The organism is Streptomyces sp. NBC_00704, from assembly GCF_036226605.1.
Taxonomy (GTDB): Bacteria; Actinomycetota; Actinomycetes; order Streptomycetales; family Streptomycetaceae; genus Streptomyces.
The window spans coordinates 4,483,095-4,502,040 of the sequence record NZ_CP109000.1 but is presented as its reverse complement, the minus strand read 5'-3'; the positions used below and the strand labels follow the sequence as shown (position 1 = coordinate 4,502,040).

The 18,946-nt window shown below is 72.4% G+C and carries 10 protein-coding genes and 2 pseudogenes; 1 reads left to right on the top strand and 11 read right to left on the bottom strand.

What is annotated here, in order from left to right; genetic code table 11:
* Window positions 1–259: 259 nt before the first annotated feature.
* From OG802_RS19700 to bldG, 9 genes are all read right to left on the bottom strand, one after another.
* Window positions 260–1,465: a DNA polymerase III subunit delta' gene (locus OG802_RS19700; RefSeq protein ID WP_329412279.1), complete on the bottom strand. Its 1,206-nt coding sequence runs from the start codon at window positions 1,463–1,465 to the stop codon at window positions 260–262.
* A gap of 241 nt (window positions 1,466–1,706) precedes the next feature.
* A complete protein-coding gene (gene tmk, locus OG802_RS19695; RefSeq protein ID WP_329412277.1) occupies window positions 1,707–5,048 on the bottom strand; it encodes a dTMP kinase in 3,342 nt (1,113 codons plus the stop codon).
* A 143-nt stretch (window positions 5,049–5,191) separates the two neighbouring features.
* Window positions 5,192–8,038: a type I DNA topoisomerase gene (topA, locus tag OG802_RS19690; protein ID WP_329412275.1), complete on the bottom strand. Its 2,847-nt coding sequence runs from the start codon at window positions 8,036–8,038 to the stop codon at window positions 5,192–5,194.
* 359 nt (window positions 8,039–8,397) lie between these two features.
* Window positions 8,398–8,595, bottom strand: coding sequence for a hypothetical protein (locus OG802_RS19685; protein WP_329412273.1), 198 nt, complete (start codon window positions 8,593–8,595; stop codon window positions 8,398–8,400).
* Window positions 8,596–8,829: 234 nt separating this feature from the next.
* The gene (locus tag OG802_RS19680) at window positions 8,830–10,371 is read right to left on the bottom strand and encodes a DUF7059 domain-containing protein (RefSeq protein WP_443055281.1); all 1,542 of its coding nucleotides are present in this window, start codon (window positions 10,369–10,371) and stop codon (window positions 8,830–8,832) included.
* Between the two features lie 112 nt (window positions 10,372–10,483).
* Window positions 10,484–11,086, bottom strand: coding sequence for a small secreted protein (locus tag OG802_RS19675; protein WP_329412270.1), 603 nt, complete (start codon window positions 11,084–11,086; stop codon window positions 10,484–10,486).
* Between the two features lie 194 nt (window positions 11,087–11,280).
* Window positions 11,281–13,686 (bottom strand): sodium-translocating pyrophosphatase, encoded by a 2,406-nt coding sequence (locus tag OG802_RS19670; protein ID WP_329412269.1) that lies wholly within the window; start codon window positions 13,684–13,686, stop codon window positions 11,281–11,283.
* Window positions 13,687–14,119: 433 nt separating this feature from the next.
* Entirely contained in the window at window positions 14,120–14,548 is a 429-nt protein-coding gene (locus OG802_RS19665; RefSeq protein WP_329412267.1) for an ATP-binding protein, read from the bottom strand.
* Between the two features lie 116 nt (window positions 14,549–14,664).
* The gene (gene bldG, locus OG802_RS19660) at window positions 14,665–15,006 is read right to left on the bottom strand and encodes an anti-sigma factor antagonist BldG (protein WP_009189842.1); all 342 of its coding nucleotides are present in this window, start codon (window positions 15,004–15,006) and stop codon (window positions 14,665–14,667) included.
* Between the two features lie 81 nt (window positions 15,007–15,087).
* Between bldG and OG802_RS19655 the strand changes: the two genes are divergently transcribed.
* On the top strand, window positions 15,088–17,727 hold the full coding sequence (locus OG802_RS19655; protein WP_329412265.1) for a DEAD/DEAH box helicase: 2,640 nt from the start codon (window positions 15,088–15,090) through the stop codon (window positions 17,725–17,727).
* 25 nt (window positions 17,728–17,752) lie between these two features.
* On the opposite strand, the pseudogene OG802_RS19650 reads toward OG802_RS19655, so the two are convergent.
* Both OG802_RS19650 and OG802_RS19645 read right to left on the bottom strand, forming a co-directional pair.
* Window positions 17,753–18,130: pseudogene (locus OG802_RS19650) on the bottom strand (Rv3654c family TadE-like protein); the annotation flags it as partial.
* Between the two features lie 308 nt (window positions 18,131–18,438).
* Window positions 18,439–18,747: pseudogene (locus OG802_RS19645) on the bottom strand (TadE family type IV pilus minor pilin); the annotation flags it as partial.
* Window positions 18,748–18,946 lie beyond the last annotated feature (199 nt).

Sequence of the window (18,946 nt, the reverse complement as noted above, 5' to 3'; positions counted from 1 at the left end):
TGTGCGGGCTCGTGCGCATACCCACGCCCCGACGCGGTCCGCTCGTACCGGCCGCTGCCGACCCCGGCCCCGGCCCCGGACCGACAACCCCGGTTCGGTCCGGTGCCGCCGCCTGCTCGGGCCGGTACCGGCCGCATCCCTGCCCCGCCGTATCAGGCTGGGCTCACCCCACGCAGGCTCGATGCGCCCAGCTCGCTGTTCTGCGTCAGGCCGCCGTCCTACGTCAGGCCGCTGTTCCGCGTCAGGCGGCTGTTCCGCGTCAGCCCGCTCTCAGTGCCATCGTCATCGCCTCGACCGCCAGCAGCGGAGCGACGTTGCGGTCCAGGGCCTCTCTGCACGCGGCGATGGCGTCGATCCGGCGCAGGGTCGACTCCGGGCTGCTGCCGCGGGCGAGCCGTTGCAGCGCCTCTTCGGCGTCCGCGTTGGCGATCGCGACGCGGGAGCCCAGCTGGATCGCGAGGACGTCGCGGTAGAAGGCCGTCAGGTCGGTGAGCGCGACGTCGAGGCTGTCGCGCTGCGTCCGCGTTCTGCGGCGCTTCTGCTTGTCCTCCAGGTCCTTCATCACACCCGCGGTGCCGCGCGGCATCCGGCCGCCCTGGACCGCTCCCATCGCCGCCTTCAGCTCCTCGGTCTCCTTGCCGTCCGTCTCCTCCGCGAGCTGTTTGGCGTCCTCGGCGGCAGCGTCGACCAGCTCTTGGGCGGCTCTGAGGCAGTTGCCGACGTCGTCGACGCGCAGGGGCAGTTTCAGCACGGCCGCCCGGCGCTCGCGCGCGGCGGGGTCGGTGGCGAGGCGCCGGGCCCGGTCGACATGGCCCTGGGTGGCCCGGGCGGCGGCCGCGGCGACGGCCGGCTCGACGCCCTCCCGCCGTACGAGCATGTCGGCGACCGCCTCGACCGAGGGCGTGCGCAGGTTCAGGTGCCGGCAGCGGGAGCGGATCGTGGGCAGCACGTCCTCCAGGGAGGGCGCGCACAGCATCCACACCGTGCGGGGCGCCGGCTCCTCCACCGCCTTCAGGACGGCGTTGGCGGACTTCTCGTTGAGCCGCTCGGCGTCCTCGACGAGGATGATCTGCCAGCGGCCCGTGGCGGGCGAGGTGTACGACTTGCGGACGGTGTCGCGCATGTCGTCCGCGAGGATCTGGGCGCCCACGGCCGCGACCGTGGTGACGTCGGCGTGGGTGCCGATGAGCGCCGTATGGCAGCCGTCGCAGAACCCGCAGCCGGGAACGCCGCCGAGCGCCCGGTCGGGACTCACGCACTGCAGGGCGGCCGCGAAGGCCCGTGCCACCTGGGTCCGGCCGCCGCCGGGCGGGCCGGTGAACAGCCAGGCGTGCGTCATCCTCGACGCCTCCGGCGGGGCGGTGCGGGCGGCGGCCGCGGTGACGAACGCGTCGGCGTCCCGGGCGGCGGCGGTCAGCTGCTCGCTCACCTTTTCCTGGCCGATGAGGTCGTCCCACACGGTCATGCGTCGCCCCGCCCTTTCGTCACGATTCGCGCTGTGGCTTCCATTGTGCGGTCAGCCACTGACAATCGGGTCCGTCAGTCCCGTCAGTCCCATCGGTCCCGTTTGCCCCATAAGCCTCGGCGATCCCGCCCGTCCCGGCCATGCCGGGCCGCCGGGCCGCCGGGGTCAGGCGCGAGCGGCCCGGTCGTCGGGCCGCTCCCCCCTTTCTCGGCGGCGGGCGCGTTCACCGGAGTGCGCGTGTTCAGCGGCGCCTGCCCCGGCCGCCCCGGCCCTCGGAGGGGCCGTCGTCGTCCCGGTGCGGTCCCAGGAGTTCGTCCGCGAGGGTCGGCAGATCGTCGAGGGGGGTCTCCTCGGCCCAGTCCGGACGCGGCCGGTGCCGGGGCTCGCCCTCCTCGTCGAGCTGCGGCAGCTCACGGGTGCGGTCGTCGGTGCCGTCCGGCCCGGCTCCGCCGCGTGCGTCGCGGTCGTCACGCTCGTCGCGGAAGTAGCCCGGCGGGACCCGGTCCGACGGGCTGTCGTCCCGCACGGGAGGAAGTACGGCCGTCTCCTCCTCGGGACCGGGCAGTCGCCGGTCGGTCGGGCCGCTCCGGCCCCGCCCGCCGCGCACCGGAGGCAGGACCGCCGTCTCGTCGTCCGCGGGAACGGCCGACGCGGGCCGCGGCGGCTGCGGCAGCTCGGCCGTGACCTCCGCGTCCGTCCCCCCGGCGTCCGTGACTCCGGCGTCCCTTCCCCCGGCGGGAGACCGCTTCGCGGAGGTCCCTGCGGACGGGCGGGAGGGCCGCTCGGGCTCCTTGTCCGTTCGGTCCGTCCGGTCCGTCCGGTCCGTCCGGACCGGCGGCAGCACCGCCGTCTCGTCCACCGGGCCGCCCGACGCGTTCGTCGGCGTGACCACCGGCGTGGGCACGGTCACCGCCTCCGGCGGGACCGCCGGTCCCGCGGGGGGACCGGAGCGGGCCGGCTTCGGGCCGAGCTGCGCGGCGGCGGCCGCCTGCTCCGCCGCTCGCCGTGCCTCCTCGGCCCGCAGCAGCGCCTCCTCGGCCTTGCGCTGCTTCTCCAGCCGACGGCTCTCGGCCTCGGCGCGCAGCCGGGCCTCCTCCTCGGCCTGCTTGCGCCGGCGCTCCTCTTCCGCCTTGCGGCGGGCCTCCTCCTCGGCGCGGGCCTTCTCCTCCGCGATGAGGCGGGCCCGCTCCTCCTCGGCGCGCTTGCGTGCCTCCTCGGCCCGCAGCCGCGCCTCTTCGGCCTGCCGTTCGGCCTCGCGCCGCTGCGCCTCCTCCAGCTCGCGCCGCTTGCGCTCCTCCTCCTCGGCGCGCAGCTTGGCGAGCTGCTCCTGGCGCTCACGCTCCAGGCGCTCCTCCTCGGCCTTGCGGGCCGCTTCTTCCTCGGCCTTGCGGCGGGCCTCCTCCTCGGCCTTCCTGCGCGCCTCCTCCTGGGCCTTGATCTCGGCCTCGGACAGGGGCAGCAGCTGGTCGAGCCGGTGCCGGACGGCGGTGGTGACGGCCTCGGGCTCCTGCGCCGCGTCGACGACGAGGTAGCGGCCGGGGTCTGCGGCGGCGAGCGTGAGGAAACCGGCGCGCACGCGCGCGTGGAACTCCGCGGGCTCCGACTCCAGACGGTCGGGGGCCTCCGTGAACCGCTCGCGGGCGGCCTCCGGGGAGACGTCCAGCAGGACCGTCAGGTGGGGCACCAGGCCGTCCGTCGCCCAGCGCGAGATCCGTGCGATCTCGGTCGGGGACAGATCGCGGCCCGCGCCCTGGTAGGCCACGGACGAGTCGACGTACCGGTCGGTGATCACCACGGCGCCGCGCTCCAGGGCGGGCCGCACGACCGTGTCGACGTGCTCCGCGCGGTCCGCCGCGTACAGCAGGGCTTCCGCGCGGTGCGAGAGGCCGGCGCTGGAGACGTCCAGCAGGATCGAGCGCAGCCGCTTGCCGACGGGCGTGGCCCCCGGCTCACGCGTGAGGACGACCTCGTGGCCCTTGGCCCTGATCCACTCGGCGAGGGCCTCGGCCTGGGTGGACTTGCCGGCGCCGTCGCCCCCCTCCAGGGCGATGAAGAAGCCGTTCGCGGCGGGCGCCGTCACCGGGTCGTCGCCGCCCATCAGTGCGTCCCGCAGGTCCTTCCTGAGGGGGACGCCGGAGCGGTCGTCGACCTTGGCGAGGACCAGGGCGGCCACCGGGAGCAGTAGGGCGCCGACCAGCATCAGCGTGAAGGCGGCCCCGCCGTGCGCGAAGACGAACTTGCCGTTTTCCAGCCGGTGCGGCCCGATGAGCGCCGCGACCAGCGGGGCGAGCACCGCGCCCAGTGCCACGAGGACCCGTACGACGGCGTGCAGGTGCTCGGTCGTGCGCGTGCGGCGGTGGTCCTCGGTCTCCTGGTCGAGCAGGGAGTGCCCGGTGTTGGCGGCGACGCCCGCGCCGACGCCCGCGAGGACCATGACCAGCAGCACGCTGGTGACGTCCGGGACCAGTCCGGCGGCGAGGAGCGCCACGCCCGTGAAGGCGATGGCGAGGGCGAGCAGGCGGCGCCGCGACAGCGACACCAGCACCTTGGGCGCCGTGCGGACGCCGACGACGACTCCGCCGGTCAGCCCGAGCACGAGGAGTCCGTAGAGCACCGGGCCGCCGCCCAGGTCCTTGGCGTGCAGGACGGCCACGGCGACGGACGCGGAGATCGCGCCCGCGACGGCGGCGCAGGCGAGCACCAGCAGCGGGATCACGCCCGTGCGGCCCGAGTCGACGCCGGTGGCGGTCCGGGGGCGGCGCAGGCCTTCGAGGGGCGACCGCGGGCGCGGGGTGCGTACGGCCGGCAGCTCCAGGAAGGTCACGATCGACAGGCATCCGGCGAAGAGCCCGCCGGCGACGTACGAGGCGAGGGCCGCCTGGTGCTGGTCGAACCAGGCGATCCCGGTGCCCAGAAGGTTGTTGAACAGGGCGGCGACCACCAGGGTGGCCGCGCCGAGCGGGATGGTCAGGAAGCCGGTGCGCAGCGAGAGGCGGCGCAGGGCGTCCATGTGGTCGGGCAGCGGTCGTACGGTCGCGCCCTCCGGGGGCGGGGCGGGCAGCAGGGCGGGCGCCGCGCTCTCGCGGGCGACCGTCCAGAACCGTTCGGCGACGCCCGTCACGAACACCGTGACGAGCAGCAGGGCGAGTGCGTCGTCGGGCGTCCAGTCGATCCACAGGGGGGCGACGATCAGCAGCACGGCGCGCAGCCCGTCCGCGCCGACCATGGTCCACCGGCGGTCGAGTGGGCCTTCGGGGGACGTCAGTGCCGTCAGCGGGCCCAGCAGGACGGCGCCGAAGAGGAGGGTGGCCAGGATCCGTACCCCGAAGACGATCGCCACTGCGAACGCCACGCCTCGGTAGCCGCCGCCGAAGGAGCCTTCGGCGATGGCCGCCTGGAGGACGAGGAGGACGAAGACCAGGAGGGCGAGGGCGTCTGCGACTCCGCCCACCAACTGCGCGCTCCAGAGGCGCTTGAGCTGCGGTTCGCGCAGCAGGGCGCGCACTGCGCGCTCGCGGGAGTCGGCCACCAGGGCGTCGTCCGGGGCCGGGTGGTGGGCCGTTGGCTGCTCGGCTCGCGTCATGCTTTCAGCCTATCGGCCGCGGCTGACACCCCGGGGCCCGCGTCCGCACGTACGACCGCCCCGACACCAAAGTGATGCCGGGGCGTTCGTTTCGCGAACGTGCCGTGGAGAAACGGTGACCGGTCCTGGGACCCGTCGGGCCGTCAGTCCTCCGAGGAGGCCGACGGGGAGGCCGTCGCCTTCTTCGCGGTCGTCTTCTTGGCGGTGGTCGTCTTCTTGGCGGCCGTCGTCGTCTTTGCGGTGGTCTTCTTGGCGGCCGTCTTCTTCGCCGGGGCCGCCTTCTTGGCCGTCGCCTTCTTCGCGGTCGCCTTCTTCGCCGTCTTCTTGGCGGGCGCCTTGGCGCGCTTCTCGGCGAGCAGCTCGTAGCCGCGCTCCGGGGTGATCTCCTCGACGCTGTCGCCGGAGCGCAGGGTCGCGTTGGTCTCGCCGTCGGTCACGTACGGCCCGAAGCGGCCGTCCTTGACCACGACCGGCTTCTCGCTGACCGGGTCGGTGCCCAGCTCCTTCAGCGGCGGCTTGGCGGCGGCCCGGCCGCGCTGCTTGGGCTGGGCGTAGATCTCCAGCGCCTCTTCGAGCGTGATCGTGAAGAGCTGGTCCTCGGTCTGGAGCGAGCGCGAGTCCGTGCCCTTCTTCAGGTACGGGCCGTAGCGGCCGTTCTGCGCGGTGATCTCCACGCCCTCGGCGTCCGTGCCGACGACACGCGGCAGGGACATCAGCTTGAGGGCGTCCGCCAGCGTCACCGTGTCCAGGGACATCGACTTGAACAGCGAGGCCGTGCGCGGCTTCACGGCGTTCTTGCCGGTCTTCGGCGTGCCTTCGGGGAGCACCTCGGTGACGTACGGGCCGTAGCGGCCGTCCCTGGCGATGATCTGGTGGCCGGACTCCGGGTCGGCGCCCAGCTCGAAGTCGCCGCTCGGCTTGGCGAGCAGTTCCTCGGCGAGCTCGACGGTCAGCTCGTCGGGTGCGAGGTCCTCGGGGATGTCCGCGCGCTGGTGGCCCTCGGAGTCCTTCTCGCCGCGCTCGATGTAGGGGCCGTAGCGGCCCACGCGCAGCACGATGCCGTCGCCCACGGGGAACGAGGACACTTCGCGCGCGTCGATCGCGCCGAGGTCGGTCACCAGCTCCTTGAGGCCGCCGAGGTGGTCGCCGTCGCCGTTGCCGGCGTCGGCGGCGCCGCCCTCGCCCGTGCCGCTGCCCTCGCCGAAGTAGAACCGCTTCAGCCACGGGACGGCACGCGCCTCACCGCGGGCGATGCGGTCGAGGTCGTCCTCCATCCTGGCGGTGAAGTCGTAGTCGACGAGCCGGCCGAAGTGCTTCTCCAGCAGGTTGACCACGGCGAACGACAGGAAGGACGGGACGAGTGCCGTGCCCTTCTTGAAGACGTAGCCGCGGTCGAGGATCGTGCCGATGATCGACGCGTATGTCGACGGGCGGCCGATCTCGCGCTCTTCGAGCTCCTTGACGAGGCTGGCCTCGGTGTAGCGGGCCGGGGGCTTCGTGGCGTGCCCGTCGACCGTGATCTCCTCGGCGGACAGGGCGTCGCCCTCGCTCACCTGGGGCAGGCGGCGCTCGCGGTCGTCCAGCTCGGCGTTCGGGTCGTCGGCGCCCTCGACGTACGCCTTCAGGAAGCCGTGGAAGGTGATGGTCTTGCCGGAGGCGCTGAATTCGGCGTCCCGGCCGTCGGCCGCCGTGCCGGCGATCTTCACCGTAACGCTGTTGCCGATGGCGTCCTTCATCTGGGAGGCGACCGTGCGCTTCCAGATCAGCTCGTAGAGCCTGAACTGGTCGCCGCTGAGGCCCGTCTCGGCAGGCGTGCGGAAACGGTCGCCGGAGGGGCGGATCGCCTCGTGCGCCTCCTGCGCGTTCTTGACCTTCCCGGCGTACGTGCGCGGCTGCACCGGCAGGTAGTCGGCCCCGTACAGCTGCGTGACCTGGGCACGAGCCGCGGACACGGCGGTGTCGCTCAGCGTCGTGGAGTCGGTTCGCATGTACGTGATGAAGCCGTTCTCGTACAGCTTCTGCGCGACCTGCATGGTGGCCTTGGCACCGAAGCCGAGCTTGCGGCTGGCCTCCTGTTGCAGCGTCGTCGTACGGAACGGGGCGTACGGCGAGCGCCGATACGGCTTGGACTCGACGGACCGTACGGCGAACCGCGTGTTCTCCAGGGCGGCGGCCAGGGCGCGGGCGTTCGCCTCGTCGAGGTGGAGGGTGTTCGCGCTCTTGAGTTGTCCCAGGGAGTCGAAGTCGCGGCCCTGCGCGACCCGCCTGCCGTCGACGGCGTGCAGGCGGGCGACCAGCGACGACGGGTCCGACGAGTCTCCCGCGCGGCCGGTCGCGAAGGTGCCCGTCAGGTCCCAGTACTCAGCAGAACGAAACGCGATGCGCTCGCGTTCCCGCTCGACGACGAGACGGGTGGCGACGGACTGGACACGGCCGGCCGACAGACGCGGCATGACCTTCTTCCACAGGACCGGCGAGACCTCGTAGCCGTAGAGGCGGTCGAGGATGCGGCGGGTCTCCTGGGCGTCGACGAGCTTCTGGTTGAGCTGGCGCGGATTGGCGACGGCGGCCCGGATCGCGTCCTTGGTGATCTCGTGGAAGACCATCCGCTTGACGGGGATCTTCGGCTTGAGGACTTCCTGGAGGTGCCAGGCGATCGCCTCGCCCTCCCGGTCCTCATCGGTGGCGAGGAAGAGTTCGTCGGACTCCTTGAGGAGGTCCTTGAGCTTCTTGACCTGCGCCCTCTTGTCGGCGTTGACGACATAGATCGGCTGGAAGTCGTGTTCGACGTCCACACCGAGGCGGCGCACCTCGCCCGTGTACTGGTCCGGCACCTCCGCGGCGCCGTTGGGAAGGTCGCGGATGTGCCCGACGCTGGCCTCGACGATGTAGCCGGGGCCGAGATAACCCTTGATCGTCTTCGCCTTGGCAGGCGACTCGACGATCACGAGTCGGCGGCCGCCGTGTGCGGTCTCGCTGGTCGGGGACAACTTCGCTCTTCTCTCCGGATCGACGCTGGGGCCTCCCCAGGCCTTGCTCCCGGGGTCGGGTCATGGGGACGCTGCGGAGTGTGACGGTACATCCCGCCCCCGTGTCAAACGGGAAAAGCCCGCAACGGCCACTCGAACGGTAACCCGACTACCGCCATTCCTGCCGCCCGGAGTACCGACCGGCCCTTTTCCGTTCGGCCGGAACACGTCGTCCCCTTTGTCGGCGGGAGATCGGCGGGACCGCGCTCGCGCCGCCCGGAGGAAGATCCGGCGCCGTCCTCGCGGACGTGCCGCGATCCGGCCCCGCCGGTGGTCCGCGCGGTGATCCCGGCGTGGCCGGGCATGATCCCCCGGCGGCGTCAGGGGCGTGCGAGGCACCACACGCCGAGGACCAGCGCGGCGACCGCGGCGAGACCGGCCAGGGTCGCCGATGCGACGGGGCTCACATCCTGGGCCACGGGTTCACGGTGCCGGACCCGGACGGCGGTCCACACCAGGAGCGCGCCCGCGAACAGGACGAACGCCATCCCCGCGAAGATCGTCGGCGCACTGTCCATGCCGGCCCCGCTCCTGTTCTCCCGCTCACGCCCGCTCCGGACCCGCCCCGGATCCGGCCGGACCCGCCTCGGACCCGCGGGGACCGATCTCGTATCCGCCTCGGACGGGCTTCGGTCCCGCCTCGGACAGGGGAGCCTGGCACGCGCGGACGACGCCCCGGCGAACCCGAGGTGAACGCCGGGACACGGGCGACGCCGGATGCCGGGAGGATCCGGCGCCGGCGGGCTCCGCGGTCACTGGGCGGGTTCGAGGAAGCCCTGTTCCACCAGCAGGCGGATCTGGGCCGGAGTGCGGTCCCGCAGCAGCACCGGGTCCTCGCCGACCAGTTGCGCGATGGCGTCGAGGATCCGGCCGGCGCTGAGCGTGCCGTCGCACACGCCCGCGAAGCCGGCGCCGACCGTGTCCACCTTGGTGGCCCGGCGCATGCCGCGGTTCTGCCGCAGCACGACGTGCTCCGGGTCCTCGGCGCCCGGCAGTCCGACCTGCTCCTGGACGACCTCAGCGGCCAGACGGAAGTGTCCGGCGAGGAGCGCCGCGTCGTCGTGCGTGCGCAGGTGGTCGAGCCGGTCGAAGTGCGCCAGGACCGTGTCGCCGAGCGGCTGTTCGACCGGGTGCGGCCACTCCTCCACCGTGATCACGGGCTCCGCGGCCGTCGTCCTGCGCAGCGTGATCCAGCCGAATCCGACGGCCTTCACCTTGCGCGCCTCGAACTCGTCCAGCCAGGCGTCGTAACGTGCCTGGTACGCGGCCTGGTCGCCCCGGTGGTCGCCGGCGTCGCGCAGCCACAGTTCCGCGTACTGGGTGACGTCCTGCACCTCACGCTGCACGATCCACGCGTCGCAGCCGCGTGGCACCCATGACCTGACCCTGTCCTGCCAGTCCTCCCCCTCCACGTGCTGCCAGTTCGCGAGGAACTGGGCGAATCCGCCGTCGTTCAGTCGTTGCCCCGCTCCCTGAACGACCGAGCGGCACAGATCGTCCCCGCCCATCCCGCCGTCCCGGTAGGTCAGACGGGCGCCCGGAGAGATCACGAACGGCGGGTTCGAGACGATCAGGTCGTACGTCTCGTCGTCGTGGAGCGGCTCGAACAGGGAGCCCTCGCGCAGGTCGGCGGCCGGGGCCGCGGACAGGGCGAGGGTGAGCGCGGTGATGTGCAGGGCACGCGGGTTGAGGTCGGTCGCCGTCACGCGCGTGGCGTGCTGGGCGGCGTGCAGCGCCTGGATGCCTGACCCGGTCCCGAGGTCGAGGGCGGCGGCGACGGGCTTGCGCACGGTGATGCCGGCGAGGGTCGTCGACGCGCCTCCCACGCCCAGGACGACCGCCGCGTCCGCCTGCCGGCCCTCGCTCGCGCTGCCGCCGGCGCCGCCCACCGCGCAGCCCAGGTCGGACACGATGAACCAGTCCTCGCCGTCCGGGCCGCCGTAGGGGCGTACGTCGACGGTCGCGGCCACCTCGTCCGGGCCCGCGGGGGCCAGCCAGCCGCTCTCCACGCACGCGTGTACCGGCAGGAACTCCGCCACGCGCGTGTGCGGCACCGGCTGTTGCAGCAGGAACAGGCGGACGAGCGTCTCCAGCGGCGTGTCCCCGCGGGTCGCGCGCAGCGCGGGCACGGTCTCGCTGCGGGCGAGGGCCGCGTAGGCGGGGGCGCCGAGCAGGTCGAGGAGGCCGTCCGCGGTGAAGGAGGCCTCGAGGAGGGCCTCGCGCAGCAGGGCGGCGACCTCGGGACGGTCGGCCGAGGGCAGGGGGGACGGGGTGGCGTTGCTCACGCGTCCCATTGTCTCCCGTCACCACCGCGGCGGCTTCCCCCCGAGGCGCGGGAAGCCGCCGGATGCCCTGCGGGCCGTCCGGACCGTTCAGGCCGTTCAGGCCCTTCAGGCCGTGCGGTTGTCAGCTCGACGTGGCGCCCGCCTTGGCGGACGCGGCGACCTTCTTGCAGCTCTCCTGCTGGGCCATGGCGTTCTTGACGTCGCCCTCTTCGAGGTTCTTCAGCGCGGTGTTGCCGCTCTTGCTGAGCTTGCCGAGGTCGGTGGCGATGTTCTGCAAACCGTCGGCGAACTTCGCCTGGTCCTTCGTGTCCAGCGCGTCGACCTGCTTCTTCAGGCCGGCGTAGGAGGTCGAGAGGGCGGTGAGCGCGGAGACGGCGTCCTTCTGCTTCTTCTCGCCGCCCTCGACTCCGGGCGGCGTTCCCGCCTTCTGCACGGCCTGGGCGAGCGCGTTGTAGGCGTCGGACATGTCCTGGAAGGCCTGCGAGTCGGTCTTCTGGACGTTCGCCGGCGCGTTGTTGTCGGTGGCGGCCTGCTTGATCGCGGCGTTCGCCGCGTCGACCTTCGCGTCCTGGGCGGGCAGGGCGTCGCAGACCTGCTTGGCCCAGGCGTCGAGTTCCTTGTTGCCGCCGTCGTCGCTGCTGCACCCGGACAGCGCCAGTACCAGTACCGCACCGCCGGACAGTGCGGCCGCGAGCTTCTTGTTCACCGGATTGGTCCCTTCCATGGCTCTCGGCCCCGGAACATACACGGCAACCCGGCGACAACCCCAGTACGAATGTCTGCTATGCGGAGGAATAAAGCCATTTGCACCAAGAGAGAGAAGGGTCACGGCATGGTCACACACCCCGCACAACGGGCGGGCGGAGCGGCAACCCGTGCCGTCCGCCCGCCCGTTGAGCCGAGCACCGGTGAGCAGGTCTACGAAACCACCGCGGGATCGGCCGACTTGGCCGCCGTCCCCGCGTTGTCCTCGTCCCCCACGGCGATGCCGCGCCGCTTGGAGACGTAGACCGCGACCACGATGACGGCCAGCGCGACGAGCGCGATCATGATCCGCACGCCGATGCTCTTGTCGTCGCCGTAACTGAACTTGATCACGGCGGGCGCGATGAGCAGCGCCACCAGGTTCATCACCTTCAGCAGCGGGTTGATCGCGGGACCGGCGGTGTCCTTGAACGGGTCGCCGACCGTGTCGCCGATCACCGTCGCGGCGTGCGCCTCGCTGCCCTTGCCGCCGTGGTGGCCGTCCTCGACGAGTTTCTTCGCGTTGTCCCACGCGCCGCCGGAGTTGGCCAGGAAGACGGCCATCAGCGTGCCGGTGCCGATCGCGCCCGCCAGGAACGCGCCCAGCGCCCCGACGCCGAGGGTGAACCCGATGAAGACGGGCGCCAGCACGGCGAGCAGTCCCGGTGTGGCCAGCTCGCGCAGGGCGTCGCGGGTGCAGATGTCGACGACCTTGCCGTACTCCGGTTCCTCGCTGTAGTCCATGATCCCGGGGTGCTCGCGGAACTGCCGCCGCACCTCGAACACCACGGAACCGGCCGACCGGGAGACCGCGTTGATCGCCAGCCCGGAGAAGAGGAAGACGACCGCGGCGCCCGCGATGAGGCCGACGAGGTTGTTGGGCTGCGAGATGTCCATCATCAGGGTCAGCGGCGCGCCCGCTCCGGACAGCTCCTCGCCGACGTCCTGCGCGCCGGTCGTGATCGCGTCCCGGTAGGACCCGAAGAGCGCCGACGCGGCCAGGACCGCGGTGGCGATGGCGATGCCCTTGGTGATGGCCTTGGTCGTGTTGCCGACGGCGTCGAGGTTGGTGAGCACCTGCGCGCCCGCGCCCTCGACGTCGCCGGACATCTCAGCGATGCCCTGCGCGTTGTCGGAGACCGGCCCGAAGGTGTCCATCGCCACGATCACGCCGACCGTGGTGAGCAGCCCGGTGCCGGCCAGCGCCACCGCGAACAGCGCCAGCATGATCGACGTGCCACCGAGCAGGAAGGCCCCGTAGACGCTCAGGCCGATCAGCAACGCGGTGTAGACGGCCGACTCGAGTCCGACCGAGATGCCGGCCAGGACGACCGTCGCGGGGCCGGTCAGCGACGACTTGCCGATGTCGCGCACAGGGCGGCGGGAGGTCTCGGTGAAGTAGCCCGTCAGCTGCTGGATGACCGCGGCCAGGACGATGCCGATCGCCACGGCCACCAGGGCGAGGACACGGGGATCGCCGTCCTTGCCCTGGACGGCGGCGTCGGTGACGCCGTCCAGGTCCGCGTACTTGCCGGGGAGGTAGACGAAGACGGCCACGGCGACCAGCACGAGCGAGATCACCGCGGAGATGAAGAAGCCCCGGTTGATCGCGGACATGCCGCTGCGGTCGGCGCGGCGTGGGGCGACCGCGAAGATCCCGACCATGGCCGTGAGCACGCCGATCGCGGGGACGAGCAGCGGGAAGGCGAGTCCGGCGTCGCCGAAGGCCGCTTTGCCGAGGATCAGGGCGGCCACGAGGGTGACGGCGTACGACTCGAAGAGGTCCGCCGCCATGCCCGCGCAGTCGCCGACGTTGTCGCCCACGTTGTCGGCGATGGTCGCGGCATTGCGCGGGTCGTCCTCCGGAATGCCCTGCTCCACCTTGCCGACCAGGTCGGCGCCGACGTCGGCTGCCTTGGTGAAGATCCCGCCGCCGACCCTCATGAACATGGCGATGAGGGCGGCGCCGAGACCGAATCCCTCCAGCACCTTCGGCGCGTCGGCCGCGTACACCAGCACCACGCAGGCGGCCCCGAGCAGGCCGAGCCCCACCGTGAACATGCCGACGACGCCGCCCGTGCGGAAGGCGATCTTCATCGCCTTGTGCGAGACGGCGGTGAGATCCTTTTCGGGTTCTCCTTTTCCCGGAGTCGCTTCCCGGGCCGCCGCGGCGACGCGCACATTACTGCGGACGGCGAGCCACATGCCGATATAGCCGGTGGCGGCCGAGAACGCGGCGCCGATCAGGAAGAAGATCGACCGGCCGGCCCGCTGATTCCAGTCGTCCGCGGGAAGCAGCATGAGCAGGAAGAACACGACGACGGCGAATACGCCGAGCGTGCGCAGTTGGCGCGCCAGATAGGCGTTGGCGCCTTCCTGGACCGCCGCCGCGATCTTCTTCATGCTGTCGGTGCCGTCGCCGGCCGCGAGCACCTGGCGCAGCAGTACGCCCGCGACCACGAGCGCGGCCAGTGCCACGACCGCGATGACCACCACGAGCAGGCGGTTGCCGTCGGTCAGTTCTGCCGCTGCGAGAGTTGTGGGGTGGTCCAACGGATGAGAGGTGTGAAGCCCCGCCATTCGTCCTCCTTGACGCTTGGGCTGAGCTCAAGATGTGGACGGATTGTAGGTACCGGAACCTGATCAAAACAGAGCGTGGGAAACGAAATTCGCCTTTTCGTCAAGTAATGCCTTCAGGGCATTGATCGTGAATTGCTTCACGAATTGCAGTCGATTTTCGCCACCTCATGACCCGGCGTCCCATGATTCACTTCTTGAGACCAGTGTCAGCATGCCCGAGACCCCTGGTGCGCGCATGCCGAGGGGCCCCACCGGAGTGGGCGGAGCTACCGAAGACCCCAACCGAGTGGGGCCCGCATGCCGAAGGCCCGCCAGGGTGGGGCCGCGTGCAGAAAAGACCTCGTCCGGGTAGGCCTGCATGCCGAAGGGCCCCACCGGAGTGGGGCCCTTCGGGTGAGAAGACTGTTTGGTCGGCGTGCTCCGCGTGGACGGCTCAGACGGGTGTGGCCGCCGCCGAGGCCCTCGGCCAGGTCATGCGGATCCAGCCGCCGTGCTCTCCGGCGGTGACCTCCACATCGTCGACCAGGCCGCTGATGACCGCGAGGCCCATCTCGTCCTCCTCGGCCTCCACGTCCCCGCCGGAACCGGGCGCGCGGTCGCCGGGCGCCGAACGGGGCGCCTCGTCGCCGACCTCGATGGAGAACTGCTTCTCCTCTTCGATCAGCTGGACCTTCACCGGGGCGGTGATGCCGACGCTCTGGTGCAGTCCGACGGCGCGGGAACAGGCCTCGCCGACGGCGAGTCTGACCTCGTCCAGCACGGCCTCGTCCACTCCGGCCCTGCGCGCCACCGCCGCCGCCACCAGTCGGGCGGTCCTGACGTGCTCGGGCAGCGCGCTGAAGCGGAGTTCAACGGTGGCCATACGTCCCCCTCGGAACTACGGGCGTGCTGTCAGGGGGCCGGGCCGCCTGGGCCCGGACCCCTTCTTTGGTCGACCGACCGCGCCCGGGCCGCGCGCGGCGACCCGGGACGAGGTGGTCAGTCGGTGGCAGCGACCGCTTCGTCGACCGAGGTGTGAATCGGGAACACCTTGGTCAGACCAGTGATGCGGAAGATCTTCAAAATACGCTCCTGGTTGCAGACCAGCCGGAGCGAGCCCTCATGGGCACGCACCCGCTTCAGTCCGCCGACCAGCACGCCGAGCCCGGTGGAGTCGAGGAAGTCCACGCCCTCCATGTCGACGACGAGGTGGAAATTCCCGTCGTTCACCAGCTCGACCAGCTGCTCGCGCAACTTGGGCGCGGTATATACGTCGATTTCGCCACCGACCTCGACGACCGTACGATCGCCGACGGTACGGGTCGACAGGGACAGGTCCACGGATCCTCCAGCACCTTGCTATCGAGCGGTCGTCCCTCGGAACACCTGGGCAGGAGCCCCCGGGACGGTACGCCAGCCGCGATGGCATTCAATCACTTACCGGCAGGCGTGCACGACGCCTTGGCTCCATTGTCCGTCACGCCAGTGACACACTCGGTGCCGATGGCCAAGAATCACCGATCCGATCGACCCTCGTCCGAGGCCGCGCCCCGCCTGTCTCCGGGCGAGGTCCTGGACCGGCTCGCCCCGGGACCGAACCGGGCGTCGCGCATCACTCATACGGAGCACTTGCCCCCGCGCGCGGGCCGCCATGCAGTCTGGCCCGACCGGATTCGCCCCGAGGTGATCGCGGCCGTGCAGGCCTGCGGCATCGAGCACCCCTGGGCACACCAGGCCCGGGTCGCCGAGCACGCCCTGGACGGCGACAACGTGGTCGTCGCCACCGGCACCGCCTCCGGCAAGTCCCTCGCGTACCTCGTGCCGGTCCTCTCCGCCCTCCTGGACGGCTCCGAGGCCCCCAACGGCCGCGGGGCCACCACCCTGTACCTGGCCCCCACGAAAGCCCTGGCAGCGGACCAGTGCCGTTCGGTGAAGGAACTTTCACACCCTCTCGGCAACGCCGTTCGGCCGGCCGTGTACGACGGCGACACCCCCTTCGAGGAACGGGAGTGGATCCGCCAGTACGCCAATTACGTCCTCACCAACCCCGACATGCTGCACCGGGGCATACTCCCGTCCCACCCCCGCTGGGCCTCCTTCCTGAAGTCGTTGAAGTACGTCGTGATCGACGAGTGCCACACCTACCGCGGCGTGTTCGGCTCCCACGTCGCCCAGGTGCTGCGCCGTCTGCGCCGCCTGTGCGCCCGCTACGGCGCCTCCCCCGTCTTCCTGCTGGCCTCCGCGACGGCCGCCGACCCCGCCGTCGCCGCGGGCCGCCTGACCGGCCTGCCGGTGGTCGAGGTCGCCGACGACGCCTCACCGCGCGGTGAACTGGTGTTCGCCCTGTGGGAGCCGCCGCTCACCGACATGATCGGCGAGAAAGGTGCACCCGTCCGGCGTACCTCCACCGCGGAGACCGCCGATCTGCTGACCGACCTCGCCGTCCAGGGCGTGCGCACCGTCGCCTTCGTCCGCTCCCGGCGCGGGGCCGAACTGATCTCGGTGATCGCGCAGGAACGACTCGCCGAGGTCGACCGTTCGCTGGCCCGGCGTGTCGCGGCCTACCGCGGCGGCTACCTGCCCGAGGAACGGCGCGCCCTGGAGCAGGCCCTGCACTCGGGCGAGCTCCTCGGCCTGGCCGCGACCACCGCCCTGGAACTCGGCATCGACGTCTCCGGGCTCGACGCCGTCCTCATCGCCGGCTACCCCGGCACCCGCGCCTCCCTGTGGCAGCAGGCCGGCCGGGCGGGCCGCGCCGGCCAGGGCGCACTCGCCGTCCTCATCGCCCGCGACGACCCCCTGGACACCTTCCTCGTCCACCACCCGGAAGCCCTGTTCGACCGCCCGGTGGAGTCCACGGTCCTCGACCCCGACAACCCCTACGTACTCGCCCCGCACCTGTGCGCGGCGGCGGCGGAGCTCCCGCTGACCGAGGACGACCTGGCCCTGTTCGGCCCTGAGGCCGAGCCCCTGCTGCCGCAACTGGAGGCCGCGAAGCTGCTGCGCCGCCGGACCAGGGCCTGGCACTGGACCCGCCGGGAGCGGGCCGCCGACCTCGCGGACATCCGCGGCGGGGGCGGCCGGCCCGTCCAGGTCGTCGAGTCCGGCACCGGCCGGCTCCTCGGCACGGTCGACGCGGGCTCTTCCCACACCACCGTCCACGAGGGCGCGGTCCACCTCCACCAGGGCCGCACCTACCTCGTGCGGTCCCTGGACCTGGAGGACTCCGTCGCCCTGGTCGAGCAGGCCGACCCGCCCTACTCGACGGTCGCCCGCGACACGACCTCGATCTCGGTCCTGGAGACCGACGTCGAAGTCCCCTGGGGACAGGGCCGGTTGTGCTACGGCTCCGTCGAAGTCACCAACCAGGTCGTCTCCTTCCTGCGCCGACGGGTCATCACCGGTGAAGTCCTGGGCGAGTCGAAGCTCGACCTCCCTCCTCGTACGCTGCGCACCCGCGCCGTGTGGTGGACGGTCACCGAGGACCAGCTCGACGCCGCCCGGATCAACCCCGAGATCCTCGGCGGCGCCCTGCACGCCGCCGAGCACGCCTCGATCGGCATGCTGCCCCTCTTCGCGACCTGCGACCGCTGGGACATCGGCGGGGTCTCGGTGCCCCTCCACCCCGACACCCTGCTGCCGACCGTCTTCGTCTACGACGGCCATCCCGGCGGCGCGGGCTTCTCCGAGCGCGCCTTCCACACGGCCCGCGCGTGGCTGACCGCCACCCGCCAAGCCATCGCCTCCTGCGAGTGCGACGCCGGCTGCCCGTCCTGCATCCAGTCCCCCAAGTGCGGCAACGGCAACGACCCGCTGCACAAGAGGGGTGCGGTACGACTCCTCACCGAACTCCTGCGGGAGGCTCCCGAGGAGAAGACGGAGGAGGCGAAGGCGGCGGGGGAAGCGCCGGGGACCGTGGAGCGGGCGGTGGAGCGGGCTTCGCAGTCGCCGACGACTCCGACGGCCTCGGGTGCGTCCAGGACCCCGGGAGCGTCCGGGACGTCGGAAGCGTCCGGGACGTCGGAAGCGACGGCGACGACGGCGCCGGGGCCGGACGCGTAGGAGAGGCGGGAGAGAGCTGCGCGGACGCGGCCGGGGGGAGCGCCGGGTCCGGCGGGCCCGCTCGCGCCCTCATCTCGGCTGCGAACAACCCCCGCCCGGACGCCACGGTCACATCGGAGACGTCACCGACGAGCGCGCAGCGCACCACTCGCGCACCCTGCGCCCGTGCCACCCGCTCGGCCCGGGCACAGGCCTGCGCGACACCGTCCGACCAGTGTTCGGCTGCGGCGAGCGCGGCGAGATCGGCGCCGCCCGCGGCACGATGACGGACCGCTACGGCCTGCCCGAGCGCGAGCACGGCCCCGAACACCACACACAGCACCGCCATCGCCCCGATGCTCCAGACGGTCGCGGAGCCACGATCCGCGTCCCCCCGATCCTTGCCGAAGCGCCGCGCGCTCACGGCCCCGCCCCCGCGCCCGAACCCCCAGCCCCAGCCACAACCGCGGCCCCAGCCACAACCGCAGCCGCAGCCGCGCCTGGGGCCTCGCCCGGATCCGCCCCGGAGCCGGCACCCGGACCGGTTGCGCCCGCGCCGGAGCCGGCGCCCGCCTCCGCTGCGCCCGCCGCCCCGGAGCCCGCGCCCGCCTCCTCTACGCCTGCGCGCGAGCCCCCGCGCGCCTTCGCTGGGCCCTCGACGGAACTCCCGGCCAAGGCCGCCGGGGACGGTGCTCGGGTCTGCCCGAGGTCATCGCTCGCCGCCGCCGGGACCTCCTCTGCCGCCGCCACGGCCTCCTCGCGTACCTCGAAAGGCAGCCCTCGCAGCACGGGCGGCTTCGCCACCACCACCACGCGGACCTGGTCTCCTTCCCTTCCGACCGTCACATCCGCCCCGCGCGGCGCCGTCGCCCGTGCCACCGCGAGAACCGCGTCGACCGGATCCTGCCGGGCGGCGGCCCGGGCGCCCGCCCGGGCCGCGTCCACGCACCTGATCTGGGCGGACATCACGAGCAAGCCCCAGACCAGCGCCATCGCGAACATCACCAGGACCGGCAACACGACCGCGGCCTCCGCCGTCACGAACCCCCCGTCCCCGGCGGGCACCCGGCGGCCTCCGATGCCGGGCCCCCCTCCTCGCGTCCGCCTCCGAAGCCGAAGCCGCCTTCGAAGCCGCAGCCGCAGCCCCCTTCCCACCAGCACAGGCACCGGCACCAGCGCCGGCCCCGCTGTCGGTGATCCCGGCACCGGCACCGGGGCCGGACCGTTCACGCGCACCGGC